Genomic DNA, 15616 nt, shown 5'->3' on the forward strand with positions numbered 1-15616 from the left:
CCGGAGCCCGTCGTCGGGCATCCTGTGCCGTGCACGCCGCGTGCGTCATGCGTTCTTCCGGTTGGGGGACGAGGTCGTTGGGGAAGGCGACCCTCGAGCCCTAGGAGGACCGAATGGCCGGTGCCATCACCCGCGGTGTCCTTTTCGTGCACTCCGCACCGCGCGCGCTCTGCCCCCACGTCGAGTGGGCGGTCGGCAACGCGCTGGGCGGCCGTGTCAGCTTCGACTGGACCCCGCAGCCCGCGGGGCCGGGCTTCTACCGGGCCGAGCACTCGTGGCAGGGCACGCCCGGCACCGGTGCGCGCCTCGCGTCGGCGCTGCGCGGCTGGGCCCACCTGCGCTACGAGGTGACGGAGGAGCCCAGCCACGGCGTCGACGGCTCGCGCTGGAGCCACACGCCGGAGCTCGGCATCTTCCACGCGGCCACCGACGTGCACGGCAACATCGTCGTGCCCGAGGACCGCATCCGGGCCGCCCTCGAGCACGCAGGGGACCCCGTGCGCATGCGCGCCGAGCTCGACCTGGCGCTGGGGCAGGCGTGGGACGACGAGCTCGAGCCGTTCCGCTACGCCGGTGCCGGCGCGCCCGTGCGCTGGTTGCACCGCGTCGGCTGAGGCGACCGGTCGCCGGTTCCCGCAGGGCGCACGACCGCGGCCCCGGACCCCGTGCAGAGTCCGGGGCCGCGGTGCGTCCGCCTCGGGGCGGTCAGACGGAGGTGACGAGCAGCGCCACGTTGTGGCCGCCGAAGCCGAACGAGTTGTTGATCGCGGCGACCGGGCCGTCGGGCAGCGCACGGGGCTTGTCGCGCACGAGGTCGAGCACGAGCTCGGGGTCGGGGTTCTCGACGTTGATCGTCGGCGGAGCCTGTCGCTCGTGCAGGGCCAGGACGGCGAAGATCGTCTCGAGCGCGCCGGCGCCGCCGAGCAGGTGCCCGGTCATCGACTTCGTCGCCGACAGCGCGACGTGGTCGGCGTCGGGGCCGAGGACGCCGCGGATGCTGCGCGCCTCGATGAGGTCGCCCACCACGGTCGACGTGGCGTGCGCGTTGACGTGGTGCACGTCGGCCGCGGCCACGCCCGAGTCGGCGAGCGCGGCCTGCATGGCCCGGATCTGGCCGTCGCCGGACGGCTCCGGGGACGTGATGTGGTACCCGTCGGCGGAGAGGCCGACGCCGGCGATGCGGGCGTACACCCGGGCGCCGCGGGCGCGGGCGTGCTCGGCGCTCTCGAGCACGACGATGCCCGCACCCTCGCCGAGCACGAAGCCGTCGCGGGCCGTGTCGTAGGGCCGCGAGGCCGCCGCGGGGTCGTCGTTGCGGGTGGAGAGGGTGCGCGACGCGGCGAAGGCGGCGACCGGCATCGGGTGGATGGCCGCCTCCGTGCCGCCGGCGACGACGACGTCGGCCCGCCCGCTGCGGATCATGTCGACCGCGTAGCCGATCGCCTCGGCGCCGGACGCGCAGGCCGAGACCAGCGCGTGCGCGCCGGCGCGGGCGCCGAGCTCGAGCGAGACGTACGCGACGGGGGAGTTCGGCATGAGCATCGGCACGGTCATGGGCAGGACGCGGCGGCCGCCCTTCTCGCGCAGCGTGTCCCACGCGTCGAGGGTGGTCCAGATGCCGCCGATGCCGGACGACACGACCGCGCCGAGGCGGTCGCCGTCGACCTCGGGCGAGCCCGCGTCCTTCCACGCCTCGCGCGTCGCGATGACGGCGTACTGCGCGGAGGGGTCCATGCGCTTGAGCTCGGGGCGCGGCAGCACCTGGTCGGGTGCGACGCGCAGCTGGGCGGCGAACGTGACGGGGATGTCGTAGCGCTCGGCCCAGTCGTTCTCGAGGGGGCGCGCACCCGACTCGCCCGCCAGGGCTGCCTGCCACGTGGACGGCACGTCGCCGCCGAGCGGCGTGGTCGCGCCCAGGCCGGTGACGACGACCTCGGGGACGGTGGTCATGGGTGCTCCTCGGGTGTGTGCGGTGCGGCGGGGCGACGCGGTCGCCCCGCCGCGCGTGCGTGGGGCCGTCAGGCCGCCTGGGCGCCGTTGATGAAGCTGACGGCGTCGCCCACCGTGGCGAGGTTCTTGACCTCGTCGTCGGGGATGCGCACGTCGAACTTCTCCTCGGCGAGGGTGACGATCGTCATCATCGACAGCGAGTCGATGTCCAGGTCGTCGGTGAAGGACTTCTCGGGCAGGACGGAGTCGGTCGGCAGGCCGGTCTCCTCGCTGACGATCTCGGCCAGGCCGGCCAGGATCTCCTGCTCGCTGTACGCCATGGATGTCTCCTCGTGTCGGGTGGTGCTCGGACGAAACGTGCTGACGGTACCCGGGGCGTGCGGCGCCGCCGGGCCGCGGCACGGGCTCAGGGCAGGACGACGACCTGCGCGGCGTAGACGAGGCCGGCGCCGAAGCCGATCTGCAGCGCGAGCGCGCCCGAGGGCACCTGCCCCTCGCGCAGCAGCCGCTCGGTGGCCAGCGGGATGGACGCGGCCGACGTGTTGCCCGTGTCGGCGATGTCGCGCCCGACGACCACGGACTCCGGCAGCTTCAGCTGCTTGATCATCTGGTCGATGATCCGCATGTTCGCCTGGTGGGGGATGAACGCCTCGATGTCGTCGGCCGTGACGCCCGCGGCGTCCATGGCCTTCTGCGCGACCGGCGCCATCTGCCACACGGCCCACTTGAAGACGCTCTGCCCCTCCTGGCGCAGCGTGGGCCAGCCGGCGCCCTCGTCGCGCGTCGCGAGCCACGAGTGCGTCTGGCGGATCGCCTGCGCCTGGCCGCCGTCCGAGCCCCACACGGTCGGGCCGATGCCCGGCGTGTCGGACGGGCCGACGACGACCGCGCCGGCGCCGTCGCCGAGCAGGAAGGAGATGGTGCGGTCCGTCGGGTCGACGAAGTCGCTCATCTTCTCGGCGCCGATGACGAGCACGTTGCGGGCGGTGCCGGCGCGCACAAGCGCGTCCGCCTGGCCGATGCCGTAGCAGTACCCGGCGCACGCGGCGGAGATGTCGAAGGCGGCGGCGGGCGTCGCGCCGATGCGGTCCGCGACGATCGCGGCCCCCGCGGGGGTCTGGTGGAAGTACGTGACCGTGGACAGGATCACCGCGTCGATGTCGGCACCCGTCAGGCCGGCGTTCTCGAGGGCGGCGCGGGCGGCGCCCTCGGCCAGGTCCAGGACGTCGGTCGAGGCGTCCGCCCGGCGCCGGGTCACGATGCCGGTGCGCTGCCGGATCCACTCGTCCGAGGAGTCGATGGGACCGACGAGGTCGTCGTTGGGCACGACGCGCTCGCCGCGGACGCCGCCGATGCCGAGGATGCGGGTGTGCGCGGGCCCGGTGGCCTGCGTCAGGGTCGGACGGGTCACGACGAGCTCTCCTGCGTGGTGGTCGAGGGGGACGGCTGCGCGCCGCCGGCGTGGCGGCGCACGAGGTCGCGCGCCGCGTCGAGGTCGGCGGGCGACTTCAGCGCCACGGTCTCGACCCCCGGCAGCGTACGCCGGGCGAGGCCGGTGAGGACGCCGCCGGGGGCGACCTCGAGCAGCGCCGTGACACCGAGGTCCGCCAGCGTGGCCTGGCACAGGTCCCACCGGACCGGCCGGGCCACCTGCGCGACCAGGCGGGCGAGCGCGTCGGCGCCGTCCGCGACGACCGCGCCGTCGGCGTTGCCGAGCAGCGTGACGACGGGCTCGCGCGGCGACAGGCGCGCGGCGGCGGCGGCGAGCTCGTCGACGGCCGGCGCCATGTGCTCCGTGTGGAACGCGCCCGCGACCTGCAGCGGCACGACCCGCACGCGCGCCGGCGGCTCCGCGGCGAGCGCCGCGAGGGCGTCGAGCGTGCCGGCCGCGACGACCTGGCCGCCGCCGTTGACGTTGGCGGGGACGAGCCCGAGCGCGGCGAGCCGGGCCAGGACCTCGTCAGGGTCGCCGCCGAGGACCGCGCTCATGCCCGTGGGCGTCGCGGCGGCGGCACGCGCCATGGCGGCGCCCCGCACCGCGACGAGCGCCAGCGCGTCGTCGTCGCTCAGGACGCCCGCGACGGCCGCGGCGGCGAGCTCGCCCACCGAGTGGCCCGCCGCGACGTCGACCCGCCCGGGCACGACCTGCGCGAGGTCGGTGCCGAGCGGCGCGTCGAGGACCGCCCGCAGGCTGGCGAGGGCGGTGGCGACCAGCAGCGGCTGCGCCACGGCGGTGTCGCGGATCGTCTCCGCGTCGGACGTGGTCCCGTGGGCCGTCAGGTCCGCCCCCGTCACCTCGCTCGCACGCGCGAGGAGGTCGGCGAACCCGTCGACCTCGAGCCAGGGGGCGAGCATGCCGGGGGACTGGGCACCCTGACCGGGGCAGGCGACGACGAGCACCCGACCACTGTGCCGTCCCGCCGGTGCGGCACCCGGTCACGGCTCGTACCAACCTCGTGAGCCAGGCTTGTCGCACCTGTACAAAGGCGCGTGTGCCGAGCGGGGTCAGGGGCGTGCGGCGTCCAGGCGTCCGACGGCGAGCGCGGTCTGCAGGACGTACGACTCGCGCGCGTCCAGCGGGTCCCAGCCCGTGACGTCGGCGACGCGGCGCAGCCGGTAGCGCACCGTGTTCGGGTGCACGTACAGGCTGCGCGCGGCCGCCTCCAGGGAGCGCCCCGCGCCCAGGTAGGCGGACAGGGTCTCGAGCAGCGAGCCCTGGCTCGCCGCGAGCGGGACGAACGCCCGCTCCACGAGGGCGCGGCGGGCGTCGGCGTCCCCGACCAGGACGCGCTCGGGCAGCAGGTCGTCGGCGAGCACGGGCCGGGGCACCTGCTCCCAGCCCGCCGCCGCCTGCAGGCCGGCGAGCGCCGCCCGGGCCGAGGCCGTGCTCTCGACGAGCCCGGGCGCCGGCGGGCCGATCACGACGGGACCGGGCCCGAACCGCGGCAGCAGGCCCATCGCGGCCGCCCGCAGGTCGCCCTCACCCCCGAGGAAGACGACGAGCCGGTCGCCGAGGATGCCGACGAGCGCGTCGTCGGCGGCCCGCCGCGTGGCGCGGCGCAGGTCCGCGACGCGCACCTCGTCCAGGTGCGCGGCCGTGGTCCCGACGACGACGAGCGTGGAGCCGCGCCCGCTCCAGCCGATCGCCGCGACGCGCGAGCGCAGGGCGTCGTCGGCGTCGCCGCGCACGAGCGCGTCCACGACCAGCGCCTCCAGGCGGGCGTCCCACCCGCCGCGCACCTCGGCGGCGCGCGCGTAGACCTCGGCCGCCGAGAAGGCGACCTCGCGCGAGTACCGCAGCACGGCCTCGCGCAGCTCGCGCTCGGCGCCGGGAGCGGCCAGGCGGTCGCTGTGCGTCTCGACGACGTCGACGACGACGCGCACGAGCTGCAGCGTGTGCTGCAGCGAGATGGAGCGCGTCAGCTCGGGCGGCGCCGCCGCGAAGATCTCGCCGACGCCGTGCGGCGGGCGGGACGGGTCCGCGAACCACGTGACGAACGCCGTGATGCCCGCCTGCGCGACGAGGTTGACCCACGACCGGTCCTCCGCCGGCAGCGCCCGGTACCACTCGAGGTCGGCGTCGAGCCGGCGCATCGCCGCCACCGCGAGCTGCCCCGCACCCTCGCGCACGCGCCGCTGCGTCTCGGTGCCGCCGGCGTCCGCGTGGTCGCCCGTGCGCGCCGCGGACGGCGGACGGGCGGTGCGCACCCGCGCGCTCGCGGCCCGCGGCCGCGCGACGACCGGGTGCGCCCCGTCCGCGACGTCGTCGGGCACCGCCCCGGGCGGCGGCGGGCCCGGCCGGTCGGCCGTGGGAGGGGACGTCATGCGAGCGAGCATAGGGGCGGCGCTTGTGGGAAGTCGACAAAGGCCGAGGTGGTCCTCACGCCTGGCGGACCAGCTCCGGACGGGTGCGGACCGGACGGAACGGATAGGGTCTCGGCATGGCTCTCCTGCCTCGACTGCGCCAGCTCATGCGGCGACCGACCTCGGCCTCACGGGTCGGGGCGCGTCGTCCTACGACGGCCGCGCGCCGTGGGGACACCCTCCACGAGGACGCGCTGCGCTCGATGCTGAGCGACGACCCGAACAACGAGCGCGCGTTCCAGGCGCTCGCCGAGATCGTCCGCCGCCGTGCCGCGGAGCAGGTGCCGGAGGAGGACCCGCTGACGGCGCCGAACGTCGAGCACGAGCGGCAGCACGCCGCCGACCTGGCGGTGTGGTCGCTCGGCGAGGAGCTCTCGGGCAACCCCCGCGCCTGGTACCCGCTCATCGAGCTCGCCCGGCTGTCGGTCCGGGACGACCACGAGGGCACGATCCGCCGCCTCACCACGGCCGCGGAGCGCGACACCTCCGGCCGCGCGCTCGTCGAGGCGCTGGCGCTCCTGTGCGACGCCGGGATGCCGGTCGACGCCCTCAACCTCGGCGTCGGGCACTGGCGCCCCCGTGAGCACGACCCGGCGGTGGCACGGCAGCTCGTGCGGGCCGCGATCGAGGCCGACCGCCCGCTGGACGCCAAGCAGCACCTCGCCTCGCTCGACCTGTACCCGGACCAGCGCGCGATCGCGGACCTGCGCGCCGAGCTGACGCGGCAGGTCGCCCAGGCGGAGCAGTCCATCCCCGGCACCTGACAGCGCCAGGGCCCCGCGCGGCCCTGCACCACGGCCACGAACGCCACGAGCGGGCGGTCCCGGTCTCCCGGGGCCGCCCGCTCGTCGTGTCAGCGGGTGCCGCGACCCGTCAGGAGTCGCCGCCCGTGTTGCCGGACGTGCCGGCGGTGACGTCGTGCAGGCGGTACCGCTCGATCGCCTGTGCCGGCAGCGACGGGTCGACCTTGCCCTCGAGCACGAGCTGCTGCAGCACGCGCACCGCGGTCGACGGGCCGTCGATCTTGAAGTGCCGGCGGGCCGCCGCGCGGGTGTCGGAGAAGCCGAAGCCGTCGGCGCCGAGCGTGGCGTAGCGGCCGGGCACCCAGGCGCGCACCTGGTCCGCGACGAGGTGGTCGTAGTCCGTCGTGGCGACGAACGGCCCCTCGGCACCCTGGAGCTTCGCCGTCAGGTACGGCGTGCGCGGCTCCTCGCCCGGGTGCAGGAACGCGTGCTGCTCGGCGGCGAGCGCGTCGCGGCGCAGCTCGTTCCAGCTCGTCACGGACCACACCGCGGCGCGCACGCCCCAGTCGTCGGCGAGGAGCTTCTGCGCCTCGAGCGCCCACGGCACCCCGACGCCCGACGCGAGGATCTGGGCACGCGGCCCGTCACCCTCGGCGGGGGCGATGAGGTGGATGCCCTTGAGGATGCCCTCGACGTCCACGCCCTCCGGCTCGGCCGGCTGGACCATCGGCTCGTTGTAGACCGTCAGGTAGTAGATGACGTTCTGGTCACGGCCGTCGGACCCGTCGCCGTACATGCGCTCGATGCCGTCGCGCACGATGTGCCGGATCTCGTACCCGTACGCCGGGTCGTAGTGCACGACGTGCGGCATGGTCCCCGCCAGCAGCGGCGAGTGGCCGTCGGCGTGCTGCAGGCCCTCGCCGGTCAGCGTCGTGCGGCCGGCCGTGGCGCCGATGAGGAAGCCGCGCGCCATCTGGTCGCCGGCGGCCCAGAACTGGTCGCCGGTCCGCTGGAACCCGAACATCGAGTAGTAGAAGTAGAACGGGATCAGCGGCTCGCCGTGGGTCGCGTACGACGTGCCCGTGGCCTGGAAGGCTGCCGCCGACCCGGCCTCGTTGATGCCGGTGTGCATGATCTGGCCGGCCTCGCTCTCCTTGTAGGAGAGCATCAGCGCACGGTCGACGGCCATGTAGTTCTGGCCGTTCGTGTTGAAGATCTTCGCGCTCGGGAAGATCGAGTCGAGACCGAAGGTGCGGGCCTCGTCGGGGATGATCGGCACCAGGCGGTGACCGAACTCCTTGTCCTTCAGCAGGTCCTTGAACAGGCGCACGAGCGCCATGGTCGTGGCGACCTCCTGCGAGCCCGAGCCCTTGGCCAGGCCCTCGTAGAGCTTCGGCTCCGGGAGCTTGATCGGGTTCGGGTTCGAGCGGCGCTCGGGCACGAAGCCGCCGAGCTGGCGGCGGCGCTCCAGCATGTACTGGATCGCCGGGTCCTCCGGGCCGGGGTTGTAGTACGGCGGCAGGTACGGGTCGGCCTCGAGCTGCTCGTCCGTGATCGGGATGTGCAGCGAGTCGCGCAGCGTCTTGAGCTCGTCGACCTTGAGCTTCTTCATCTGGTGCGTCGCGTTGCGCCCCGCGAAGCCGGACCCGAGCCCGTAGCCCTTGATGGTGTGCGCGAGGATCACCGTCGGCTGGCCCGTGTGCTCGCGCGCGGCCTTGTAGGCGGCGTAGAGCTTGCGGTAGTCGTGGCCGCCGCGCTTGAGCGCCCAGATCTCGTCGTCCGTCATCTTCTCGACGAGCGCCTTGGTGCGCGGGTCGCGGCCGAAGAAGTGCTCGCGGATGAACGCGCCGTTCTCGGCGCGGAACGTCTGGAAGTCCCCGTCCGGCGTCGTGTTCATGAGGTGCACGAGCGCGCGGTCCTTGTCGGCGTTGAGCAGGGTGTCCCACTCGCGGCCCCAGATGACCTTGATGACGTTCCACCCGGCGCCGCGGAACTGCGCCTCGAGCTCCTGGATGATCTTGCCGTTGCCGCGCACCGGCCCGTCGAGGCGCTGCAGGTTGCAGTTGACGACGAACGTGAGGTTGTCCAGCCCCTGCTGCGCCGCGTGCTGCAGCATGCCGCGGGACTCCGGCTCGTCCATCTCGCCGTCGCCGAGGAACGCCCAGACGTCCTGCTGGCTGGTGTCCTTGATGCCGCGGTTGTGCAGGTACTTGTTCGTCCAGGCCTGGTAGATCGCGGCGGCCGGGCCCAGGCCCATCGACACCGTCGGGAACTCCCACAGCTCCGGGGCGAGGCGCGGGTGCGGGTACGACGGCAGACCGCCGCCCGGGTGCGACACCTCCTGCCGGAAGCCGTCGAGCTGCTGCTCGGTCAGCCGGCCCTCGAGCAGGGCGCGGGCGTAGACGCCGGGGGAGGCGTGCCCCTGGAAGAAGACCTGGTCGCCGCCGCCGGGGTGGTCCTTGCCCCGGAAGAAGTGGTTGAGGCCGACCTCGGTGAGGGTGGCGACCGAGGCGTACGAGGAGATGTGCCCGCCGACCGCCACGCCGGGACGCTGCGCGCGCGTCACCATGACGGCGGCGTTCCAGCGGATCCAGGAGCGGTAGCGCCGCTCCATGACCTCGTCACCGGGGAAGTAGGGCTCGTTGTGCACCGCGATGGTGTTGACGTACGGGGTGTTCAGCGACGCCGGGATCGCCACGTTCCGCTGCCGCGCGTGACGCAGCATGCTCATGAGGACGTACCGCGCGCGCGGGCCGCCCTTCTCGTCGATCAGGCCGTCGAGCGACTCGACCCACTCACCGGTCTCCTCCGGGTCGATGTCGGGGACCTGGCTGAGCAGGCCGCCGATCAGCGGGCCCGTCTCGTCGATGGAAGCCACCGGGTGCTCCTTCGCGTCTCGTGCGCACCCGCGGCGGGTTCGCCCCGGTGCGCCTGGCAGTCCCGCGGTCGGCTCTCGCGCGGGTGGCGAGCGGTCGCGGCTGCGGGTAGTCGGACCATTCTCGGACGATGCGGGGTGGAAAGTCACACCGGTGGCCGTGACGTCGGCGACACGGGCGCGCACGCGTCCGTGCAGGACGTTGCCGGGGACGGGAGCGCCCGGGTGGGCTAACGTGTGCCGACATCGGCAGGCGGACCCGTCAGGAGGGCCCGCCGGTGGGGGCCAGCCGGCCCCCGTCGCAGCCGTCGGGCAGAAGGGAACGGGCCGGACGTGTCTTCCACCGCGGACGACGCCGCGACGCAGGCGGCCGCTCGTCTCGGCTTCGTGGCCGGGCAGGTCGTGCAGGAGCTGGGTTACGACGACGACGTCGACGAGAACCTCCGCACGGGGCTCGAGGCGCTCACGGGCAACGAGCTCGTGGACGAGGACTACGACGACGTCACGGACGGCGCGGTCATCTGGTTCCGCGACGACGACGGCGACCTCACCGACTTCCTCGTCGACGCGATGACGGTCCTGGACGACAACGGTCCGATCTGGGTCTTCACGCCGAAGGCCGGGCGTCCCGGGCACGTCAAGCACAGCGACATCGAGGAGGCCGCGACGACGTCCGGCCTGCACGCGATGACGACGTTCGCGATCGGGCCCGACTGGTCCGCCACGCGCCTGGCGACGCGCGGCCGCGGCAAGTGACCGTGCGGTGAGCGTCCCCGCCGTCGGGGACGTCGCACCGGACCTCACGCTGCCGGACACCCACGGCAGCCCCGTCTCGCTGCGCGCGCTGCGCGGCGGGCCCGTGGTGCTCGTCTTCTTCCCGTTCGCGTTCTCGCGCATCTGCTCGGGCGAGCTGTGCGAGCTGCGGGACAACCTGTCCGCGTTCGAGGCGGCCGGCGTCACGCTGCTGGGCATCTCCTGCGACCCGATGTTCGCGCTGCGTGCCTGGTCGGAGCAGGAGCGGCACGGGTTCGAGCTGCTGTCCGACTTCTGGCCGCACGGCGCCGCGGCGCGCGCCTACGGCGTGTTCGACGAGGAGCACGGCCTCGCGCTGCGCGGCAGCTTCCTCGTCGACGCCGAGGGGGTCGTGCGCTGGTCGGTCGTGAACCCGCGGGGCGAGGCGCGCCCGATCGCGGCGTACCGCGAGGCGCTCGCGGCGCTCGCGCGCGGCCGCTAGTCCCCGCGCTGCCGGTCCTCGCGCTCCGCGACCAGCACGACGACGTCGCGCCGTGCACCGCCGGTGAGCGGGTGGTCGCGCAGCAGCCCGTCCCGCACGTACCCGGCGCGCTCGGCCGTGCGCACGGAGGCGACGTTCCAGGGCTCGACGAGGAGCGTGATGCGCCGCAGCCCGGGCATGGTCCAGCCGAAGCGCGTGAGCGCGACCAGGGCGTCGGTCGCGTACCCGCGCCGTCGCGCCGAGGGCACGACGGCGTACCCGGCGGTGCCGCGCCCGTCCGCGAGGTCGCGCAGCCAGAGCCCGCAGTGCCCGACGGCGGTGGCGGAGCGTGCGTCGACCACGGTGAACGAGAAGCCCGCTCCCTCCGCGTGCCGGGCGCGCTGGCGCTCGACCCACGCCTGCGCCTCGTCCCACCCGGCGTGCGGCGGCAGCGTGCCGATCGTCGGGACGTAGGGGTCGGTCGACAGCTCGCGGGCCATGGCGGCGTCGTCCGGACGCACCTCGCGCAGCAGGACGAGCCCGTGGGCCGGTGCGACGACGGGCCACGGCGGCAGCGGGGACGCGGGCACGGGACCACGGTAGGCGTCCGGGCGTGGACGGTGCTGTCGACGAGGTGGGCCCGGCCGGTCTCGAACCGACGACCTCCGCGGTGTAAGCGCGGCGCTCTGACCAACTGAGCTACAGGCCCCTGGAGCGTGCGACAGCCTAGCGGCGACGTAGGCTCGGCCCGTGCGAGCCACCGTCCTGCACGGGCCCCGCGACGTCCGCGTCGAGCAGGTGCCCGACCCCGAGGTCCGCCGTCCCACCGATGCCGTCGTGCGCGTCGTCGCGAGCTGCGTGTGCGGCTCCGACCTGTGGCCGTACCGCGGCGTGCGCGAGGTGCGCGAGCCGCGCCGGATGGGGCACGAGTTCGTGGGCGTCGTCGAGGAGGTCGGGGCCGACGTCGCCCGCGTGAAGGTCGGCGACTTCGTCGTCGCGCCGTTCGTCGTCAGCGACGACACCTGCGTGCACTGCCGCAACGGCGTGCACACGTCCTGCGTCAACGGCGCCGGCTGGGGCGGCCCGGACCGCCACGGCGACATGGTCGACGGCGGCCAGGGCGAGTACGTCCGCGTGCCGTTCGCCGACGGCACGCTCGTCGTCACCCCTGAGCACCCGGACGAGGCGCTGCTGCCGCACGTGCTCACGCTCACCGACGTCATGGGGACCGGCCACCACGCCGCGCTCGCGGGCGGCGTGCGGGCGGGCTCCACCGTGGCGGTCGTCGGCGACGGCGCGGTCGGCCTGTGCGCCGTCATCGCAGCGCGCCGGCTCGGTGCCGAGCGCGTGGTCGCCCTGTCCCGGCACGAGGCGCGTGCGGCGCTCGCGGTGCGCTTCGGCGCCACGGACGTGGTCGCGGAGCGCGGCGACGAGGGTGCCGCCGCGGTGCGCGACCTGCTCGGGGGCGTCGGACCGGACGCGGTGCTCGAGTGCGTCGGGACGAAGGAGTCGATGCAGCAGTCGCTCGACACCGTGCGCCCCGGCGGCCGGGTCGGCTACGTGGGCGTGCCGGCCGGCGGCCCGGAGCTGCCGATCGGGCAGATGTTCGGCGCGAACATCGGCGTGCTCGGCGGGGTCGCGCCGGTCCGCGCGTACGTCGAGGGCCTGCTGCCCGACGTGTGGGCGGGCACGATCGAGCCGGGCCTGGTGTTCGACGGGACGTTCGCGCTCGACGACGTGGCCGACGCGTACCGGGCGATGGACGAGCGGACGGTGACGAAGTCCCTGGTGCTGCCGTGAGCGCGCCGACGCTGCGTGACGTCGTCGCGGCGCTCGAGAAGCGGTACCCGCCCGGGACGGCCGAGTCGTGGGACGCCGTCGGCCTCGTCGCGGGCGACCCGGCCGAGCCGGTGCGGCGGGTGCTGCTCGCGGTCGACCCCGTCGCCGCCGTCGTGGACGAGGCGCTGGAGTGGGGCGCCGACCTGCTCCTGACGCACCACCCGCTGTTCCTGCGCGGCGTGCACTCGGTCGCCGCGACGACCTACAAGGGCGCGCTCGTGCACCGCCTCGTGCGCGGCGGGTGCGCCCTCTACGCCGCCCACACGAACGCGGACGCCGCCCGGGGCGGCGTGGCGGAGGCGCTGGCGGAGGCCGTCGGCCTCGTCGACACCGTGCCGCTCGTGCCCGTGCCGTCGCCCGCGCTCGACAAGGTCGTGGTGTTCGTCCCCGAGGAGCAGGCGGAGGCACTGGTCGACGCGCTCGCGGACGCCGGCGCCGGCGCGCTCGGGGACTACGAGCGCTGCGCGTGGACGACGACCGGGGAGGGGACGTTCACGCCTCAGGAGGGCGCCGCGCCGGCGATCGGTGCGGTCGGGCGCCGTGAGCACGTGCGCGAGACCCGCGTCGAGATGGTCGCCCCCCGGTCGGCCCGTGCGCGCGTGCTCGCCGCGCTGCGCGCCGCCCACCCCTACGAGGAGCCCGCGTTCGACGTGCTGGAGCTCGCCGCCGAGCCGGGCTCCACGGGCCTCGGCCGGGTGGGGACCCTGCCCGAGCCGGCGACCCTCGCCGACTTCGCGGCCCGCGTCGCCCGCGCCGTGCCCGCCACCGTGCAGGGGGTCCGCTGGGCGGGCGACCCGCAGATGACCGTCCGGCGCGTCGCGGTGCTCGGCGGGTCCGGCGACTCGCTGTTCGACGCGGTGCGCGCCGCGGACGTCGACGCCTACGTCACCGCGGACCTGCGCCACCACCCCGCCTCCGAGCAGCAGGAGCGGGCCGCGTTCGAGGCCGCGGGAGGTGCACCCCGCCCCGCGCTCGTCGACCTCGCGCACTCGGCCTCGGAGTGGCCGTGGCTGGCGCGGGCGGCGGCCGACCTGGTCGCGGACCTGCAGGCGCAGGGCACTACGGTGGAGACCCGCGTGAGCACGCTGAGCACCGACCCGTGGACGGGTCGCGTGGATCAGACGGCCAGCACCCAGCCGGAAGGAACCCCGTGACGAGTGCCCCCGCAGTCGACCAGCGCCGCCTCCTGGACGTCCAGGAGCTCGACACCCGCCTCGACCAGCTCGCGCACAAGCGGCGCACGCTGCCGGCCCTGGCCCGCCTCATCGAGCTCGACGCGCAGCTCGCCGACCTCGACACCGCGCTCGTCACGTCCCGCACCGCGGCGTCCGACCTGCGCGCCGAGCTCGCGAAGTCCGAGGCGGACGTCGAGCAGGTGCGCTCCCGCGCCGCGCGCAACCAGCAGCGGCTGGACGCCGGCCAGGGGTCGGCGAAGGACATGCAGGCGCTGTCCAGCGAGCTCGAGAGCCTCGCGCGTCGCCAGTCCGACCTCGAGGAGGTCGAGCTCGAGATGATGGAGCGTCTCGAGGCGCACGAGAGCACGCTGGCCGAGCTCGAGCAGGCGCACGCCGCGCTCGTCGCCGAGCACGAGAAGGTCGCCGCCGAGCGCGACGCCGGCTACGCGGAGATCGACGCCGAGGTCGAGCGGCTGCGCTCCGTCCGGGCGACGGCCGTGGACGGCATCGACGCCGGGCTCGTCACCCTGTACGAGCGGCTGCGCAACCAGCACCAGGGCCGGGGCGCCGCGCCGCTGCGGGGCAACCGCTGCGAGGGCTGCCGGCTCGAGCTCAACCCGCTCGACCTCGAGGCCATCCGCGCCAAGCCCGCGGACGCCGTCGTCCGCTGCGAGGAGTGCGGGCGGATCCTCGTCCGCGGGACCGAGGGGGCCTGACGATGACGGAGCGTCCCGAGGGCACGAGCGGGGCCGACGCCCTCGACCACGCCACCACGACCGACCCGGCCGGGACCGGGACCGCGGCGGCGCAGGAGCCGGCGCGACGGGCGCGGCCCTCGGGGCGGCGGTGCGCTTCGACAGCGCCGAGCCGGTGACGGTGGTGCTCGTGCGGCACGGGCAGACCACCATGACGGTCTCGCGCGGGTACTCCGGCTCGTCCGAGCCCGGCCCCCGCTCGACGAGCACGGGCGGGCGCAGGCGGCCGCCGCGGCAGCGCTCGTGGACCGCGTGGGCCGCGACCTGTGGGGCGACATCGCCTACCCGAGCGAGCTCGTCGCGTCGCCGATGGTCCGCACGCAGCAGACCGCCGCGGTGATCGCCGAGCGGCTCGGGCTGCAGGTGCGCACGGACGCCGCGTTCCAGGAGGCGGACTTCGGCGACTGGCAGGGTCTGACGGCCGAGGAGATCGAGGAGCGCTGGCCCGGGCAGCTCGAGCCGTGGCACACGTCCGGCCGGCTGCGCCCGCCGGGCGGTGGCGAGTCGATCGAGGACGTCGGCGTGCGGCTGCGGGCGGGGCTGGACGCGCTGCAGACCGGCGGTCCGCGCACGGTCGTCGTCGTCTCGCACGCGGTCGCGATCCGCGCCGCCCTCGGCGTCACCATGGGCGCCGACCCCGGCACCTGGAGCCAGCTGCGCGTCGCGCCGGCGGCGGTCAGCATCATCCGGCTGTACGCGGACAAGCGGGACGAGATCGCGGTCGCCGGGGCGCCGAGCGAGGGGTGGGGCCGGGCCTGACGGTCCGCCGCCGTCCCGGCTCAGGCCGCTGTGGTCCCGTCCTGCGCGGCCACCAGCTCGACCTCGAAGCCGGCGGCGTTCTCGAGGTAGGCGGCGTAGTGGTCCGGGCCGCCCGCGAACGGGTGGTCCTCGGCGAACAGGAGCGACCAGCCGTGCGCCGGCGCGTCGGCGACGAGGTCGTCGACGTCCGCGCGCGACCCGGCGTGGAACGCGAGGTGGTTGACGCCCGGGCGACGCCGCTCGTGCGGGACCGGCTCCACGTCCGGGCCCGTCTCCAGCACGAGGTACGTGGGGCCCAGAGTCCATCCGGAGCCGGTGCGCCAGGTGCTCGTCCGCTCGTACCCGAGCCGGCTCAGCAACCACGTGAAGGAGGTCCACGCCGCGTCGTCGTCGGGCAGCCAGAGCTCGACGTGGTGCAGCGCGCCGCGGACGGGACGGCCCAT

At 75.1% G+C, this 15616-nt stretch carries 16 protein-coding genes and 1 tRNA gene; 8 read left to right on the forward strand and 9 right to left on the reverse strand.

The window, feature by feature from the left end; genetic code table 11:
* Positions 1–113: 113 nt before the first annotated feature.
* Positions 114–614: a DUF3145 domain-containing protein gene (locus tag GC089_RS07245; RefSeq protein WP_155377056.1), complete on the forward strand. Its 501-nt coding sequence runs from the start codon at positions 114–116 to the stop codon at positions 612–614.
* A 91-nt stretch (positions 615–705) separates the two neighbouring features.
* On the opposite strand, the gene fabF is transcribed toward GC089_RS07245, so the two are convergent.
* The 5 genes from fabF to GC089_RS07270 all read right to left on the reverse strand — a co-directional run bounded on the left by fabF (position 706) and on the right by GC089_RS07270 (position 5775).
* Positions 706–1950, reverse strand: a complete 1245-nt coding sequence (gene fabF, locus GC089_RS07250; RefSeq protein WP_155377057.1) for a beta-ketoacyl-ACP synthase II — start codon at positions 1948–1950, stop codon at positions 706–708.
* 68 nt (positions 1951–2018) lie between these two features.
* On the reverse strand, positions 2019–2270 hold the full coding sequence (locus tag GC089_RS07255) for an acyl carrier protein (protein ID WP_155377059.1): 252 nt from the start codon (positions 2268–2270) through the stop codon (positions 2019–2021).
* 86 nt (positions 2271–2356) lie between these two features.
* Positions 2357–3361, reverse strand: a complete 1005-nt coding sequence (locus tag GC089_RS07260; RefSeq protein ID WP_155377061.1) for a beta-ketoacyl-ACP synthase III — start codon at positions 3359–3361, stop codon at positions 2357–2359.
* On the reverse strand, positions 3358–4350 hold the full coding sequence (locus GC089_RS07265; protein ID WP_155377063.1) for an ACP S-malonyltransferase: 993 nt from the start codon (positions 4348–4350) through the stop codon (positions 3358–3360). Before GC089_RS07265 ends, GC089_RS07260 begins: the two co-directional genes overlap by 4 nt.
* Before the next feature lie 105 nt (positions 4351–4455).
* Positions 4456–5775: a CdaR family transcriptional regulator gene (locus tag GC089_RS07270; RefSeq protein ID WP_230685133.1), complete on the reverse strand. Its 1320-nt coding sequence runs from the start codon at positions 5773–5775 to the stop codon at positions 4456–4458.
* Between the two features lie 116 nt (positions 5776–5891).
* On the opposite strand from GC089_RS07270, the gene GC089_RS07275 reads away from it, so the two are divergent.
* Complete coding sequence (locus GC089_RS07275) at positions 5892–6578, forward strand: hypothetical protein (protein ID WP_196250854.1); 687 nt, start codon at positions 5892–5894, stop codon at positions 6576–6578.
* A gap of 109 nt (positions 6579–6687) precedes the next feature.
* On the opposite strand, the gene aceE is transcribed toward GC089_RS07275, so the two are convergent.
* Positions 6688–9435 (reverse strand): pyruvate dehydrogenase (acetyl-transferring), homodimeric type, encoded by a 2748-nt coding sequence (aceE, locus tag GC089_RS07280; RefSeq protein ID WP_155377064.1) that lies wholly within the window; start codon positions 9433–9435, stop codon positions 6688–6690.
* Between the two features lie 330 nt (positions 9436–9765).
* Between aceE and GC089_RS07285 the strand changes: the two genes are divergently transcribed.
* Both GC089_RS07285 and GC089_RS07290 read left to right on the forward strand, forming a co-directional pair.
* Positions 9766–10188: a DUF3052 domain-containing protein gene (locus tag GC089_RS07285; RefSeq protein ID WP_155377067.1), complete on the forward strand. Its 423-nt coding sequence runs from the start codon at positions 9766–9768 to the stop codon at positions 10186–10188.
* A 7-nt stretch (positions 10189–10195) separates the two neighbouring features.
* Entirely contained in the window at positions 10196–10666 is a 471-nt protein-coding gene (locus GC089_RS07290) for a peroxiredoxin (RefSeq protein ID WP_155377069.1), read from the forward strand.
* Here the strand turns inward: GC089_RS07290 and GC089_RS07295 are convergent.
* Both GC089_RS07295 and GC089_RS07300 read right to left on the reverse strand, forming a co-directional pair.
* Positions 10663–11235, reverse strand: coding sequence for a GNAT family N-acetyltransferase (locus GC089_RS07295; RefSeq protein WP_230685134.1), 573 nt, complete (start codon positions 11233–11235; stop codon positions 10663–10665). The two genes, GC089_RS07290 and GC089_RS07295, sit on opposite strands and share 4 nt — an antisense overlap.
* 45 nt (positions 11236–11280) lie before the next feature.
* A tRNA-Val gene (locus GC089_RS07300) sits at positions 11281–11354 on the reverse strand.
* A 41-nt stretch (positions 11355–11395) separates the two neighbouring features.
* On the opposite strand from GC089_RS07300, the gene GC089_RS07305 reads away from it, so the two are divergent.
* From GC089_RS07305 to GC089_RS07320, 4 genes are all read left to right on the forward strand, one after another.
* Positions 11396–12445, forward strand: a complete 1050-nt coding sequence (locus GC089_RS07305; protein WP_155377071.1) for a zinc-dependent alcohol dehydrogenase family protein — start codon at positions 11396–11398, stop codon at positions 12443–12445.
* The gene (locus GC089_RS07310; protein ID WP_155377073.1) at positions 12442–13638 is read left to right on the forward strand and encodes a Nif3-like dinuclear metal center hexameric protein; all 1197 of its coding nucleotides are present in this window, start codon (positions 12442–12444) and stop codon (positions 13636–13638) included. The genes GC089_RS07305 and GC089_RS07310 overlap by 4 nt, the downstream gene beginning before the upstream one ends.
* Positions 13635–14375 (forward strand): zinc ribbon domain-containing protein, encoded by a 741-nt coding sequence (locus GC089_RS07315; protein WP_155377074.1) that lies wholly within the window; start codon positions 13635–13637, stop codon positions 14373–14375. Before GC089_RS07310 ends, GC089_RS07315 begins: the two co-directional genes overlap by 4 nt.
* Before the next feature lie 282 nt (positions 14376–14657).
* The gene (locus GC089_RS07320) at positions 14658–15173 is read left to right on the forward strand and encodes a histidine phosphatase family protein (RefSeq protein ID WP_230685135.1); all 516 of its coding nucleotides are present in this window, start codon (positions 14658–14660) and stop codon (positions 15171–15173) included.
* Positions 15174–15193: 20 nt separating this feature from the next.
* Here GC089_RS07320 and GC089_RS07325 read toward each other — a convergent pair whose 3' ends face one another.
* Positions 15194–15616 carry a VOC family protein gene (locus GC089_RS07325; protein WP_155377076.1) on the reverse strand — a complete coding sequence of 141 codons (423 nt, stop codon included), beginning with the start codon at positions 15614–15616 and terminating at the stop codon, positions 15194–15196.

The sequence above is a fragment of the Cellulomonas sp. JZ18 genome (genome assembly GCF_009720485.1).
Lineage (GTDB): Bacteria > Actinomycetota > Actinomycetes > Actinomycetales > Cellulomonadaceae > Cellulomonas.

What these genes read in the sequence shown, in the direction of transcription:
- GC089_RS07245 (WP_155377056.1), top strand. Translation starts at nt 114, where the DNA reads ATGGCCGGTGCCATCACCCGCGGTGTCCTTTTCGTGCACTCCGCACCG.
- fabF (WP_155377057.1), bottom strand. Translation starts at nt 1,950, where the DNA reads ATGACCACCGTCCCCGAGGTCGTCGTCACCGGCCTGGGCGCGACCACG.
- GC089_RS07255 (WP_155377059.1), bottom strand. Translation starts at nt 2,270, where the DNA reads ATGGCGTACAGCGAGCAGGAGATCCTGGCCGGCCTGGCCGAGATCGTC.
- GC089_RS07270 (WP_230685133.1), bottom strand. Translation starts at nt 5,775, where the DNA reads ATGACGTCCCCTCCCACGGCCGACCGGCCGGGCCCGCCGCCGCCCGGG.
- GC089_RS07275 (WP_196250854.1), top strand. Translation starts at nt 5,892, where the DNA reads ATGGCTCTCCTGCCTCGACTGCGCCAGCTCATGCGGCGACCGACCTCG.
- GC089_RS07325 (WP_155377076.1), bottom strand. Translation starts at nt 15,616, where the DNA reads ATGGGCCGTCCCGTCCGCGGCGCGCTGCACCACGTCGAGCTCTGGCTG.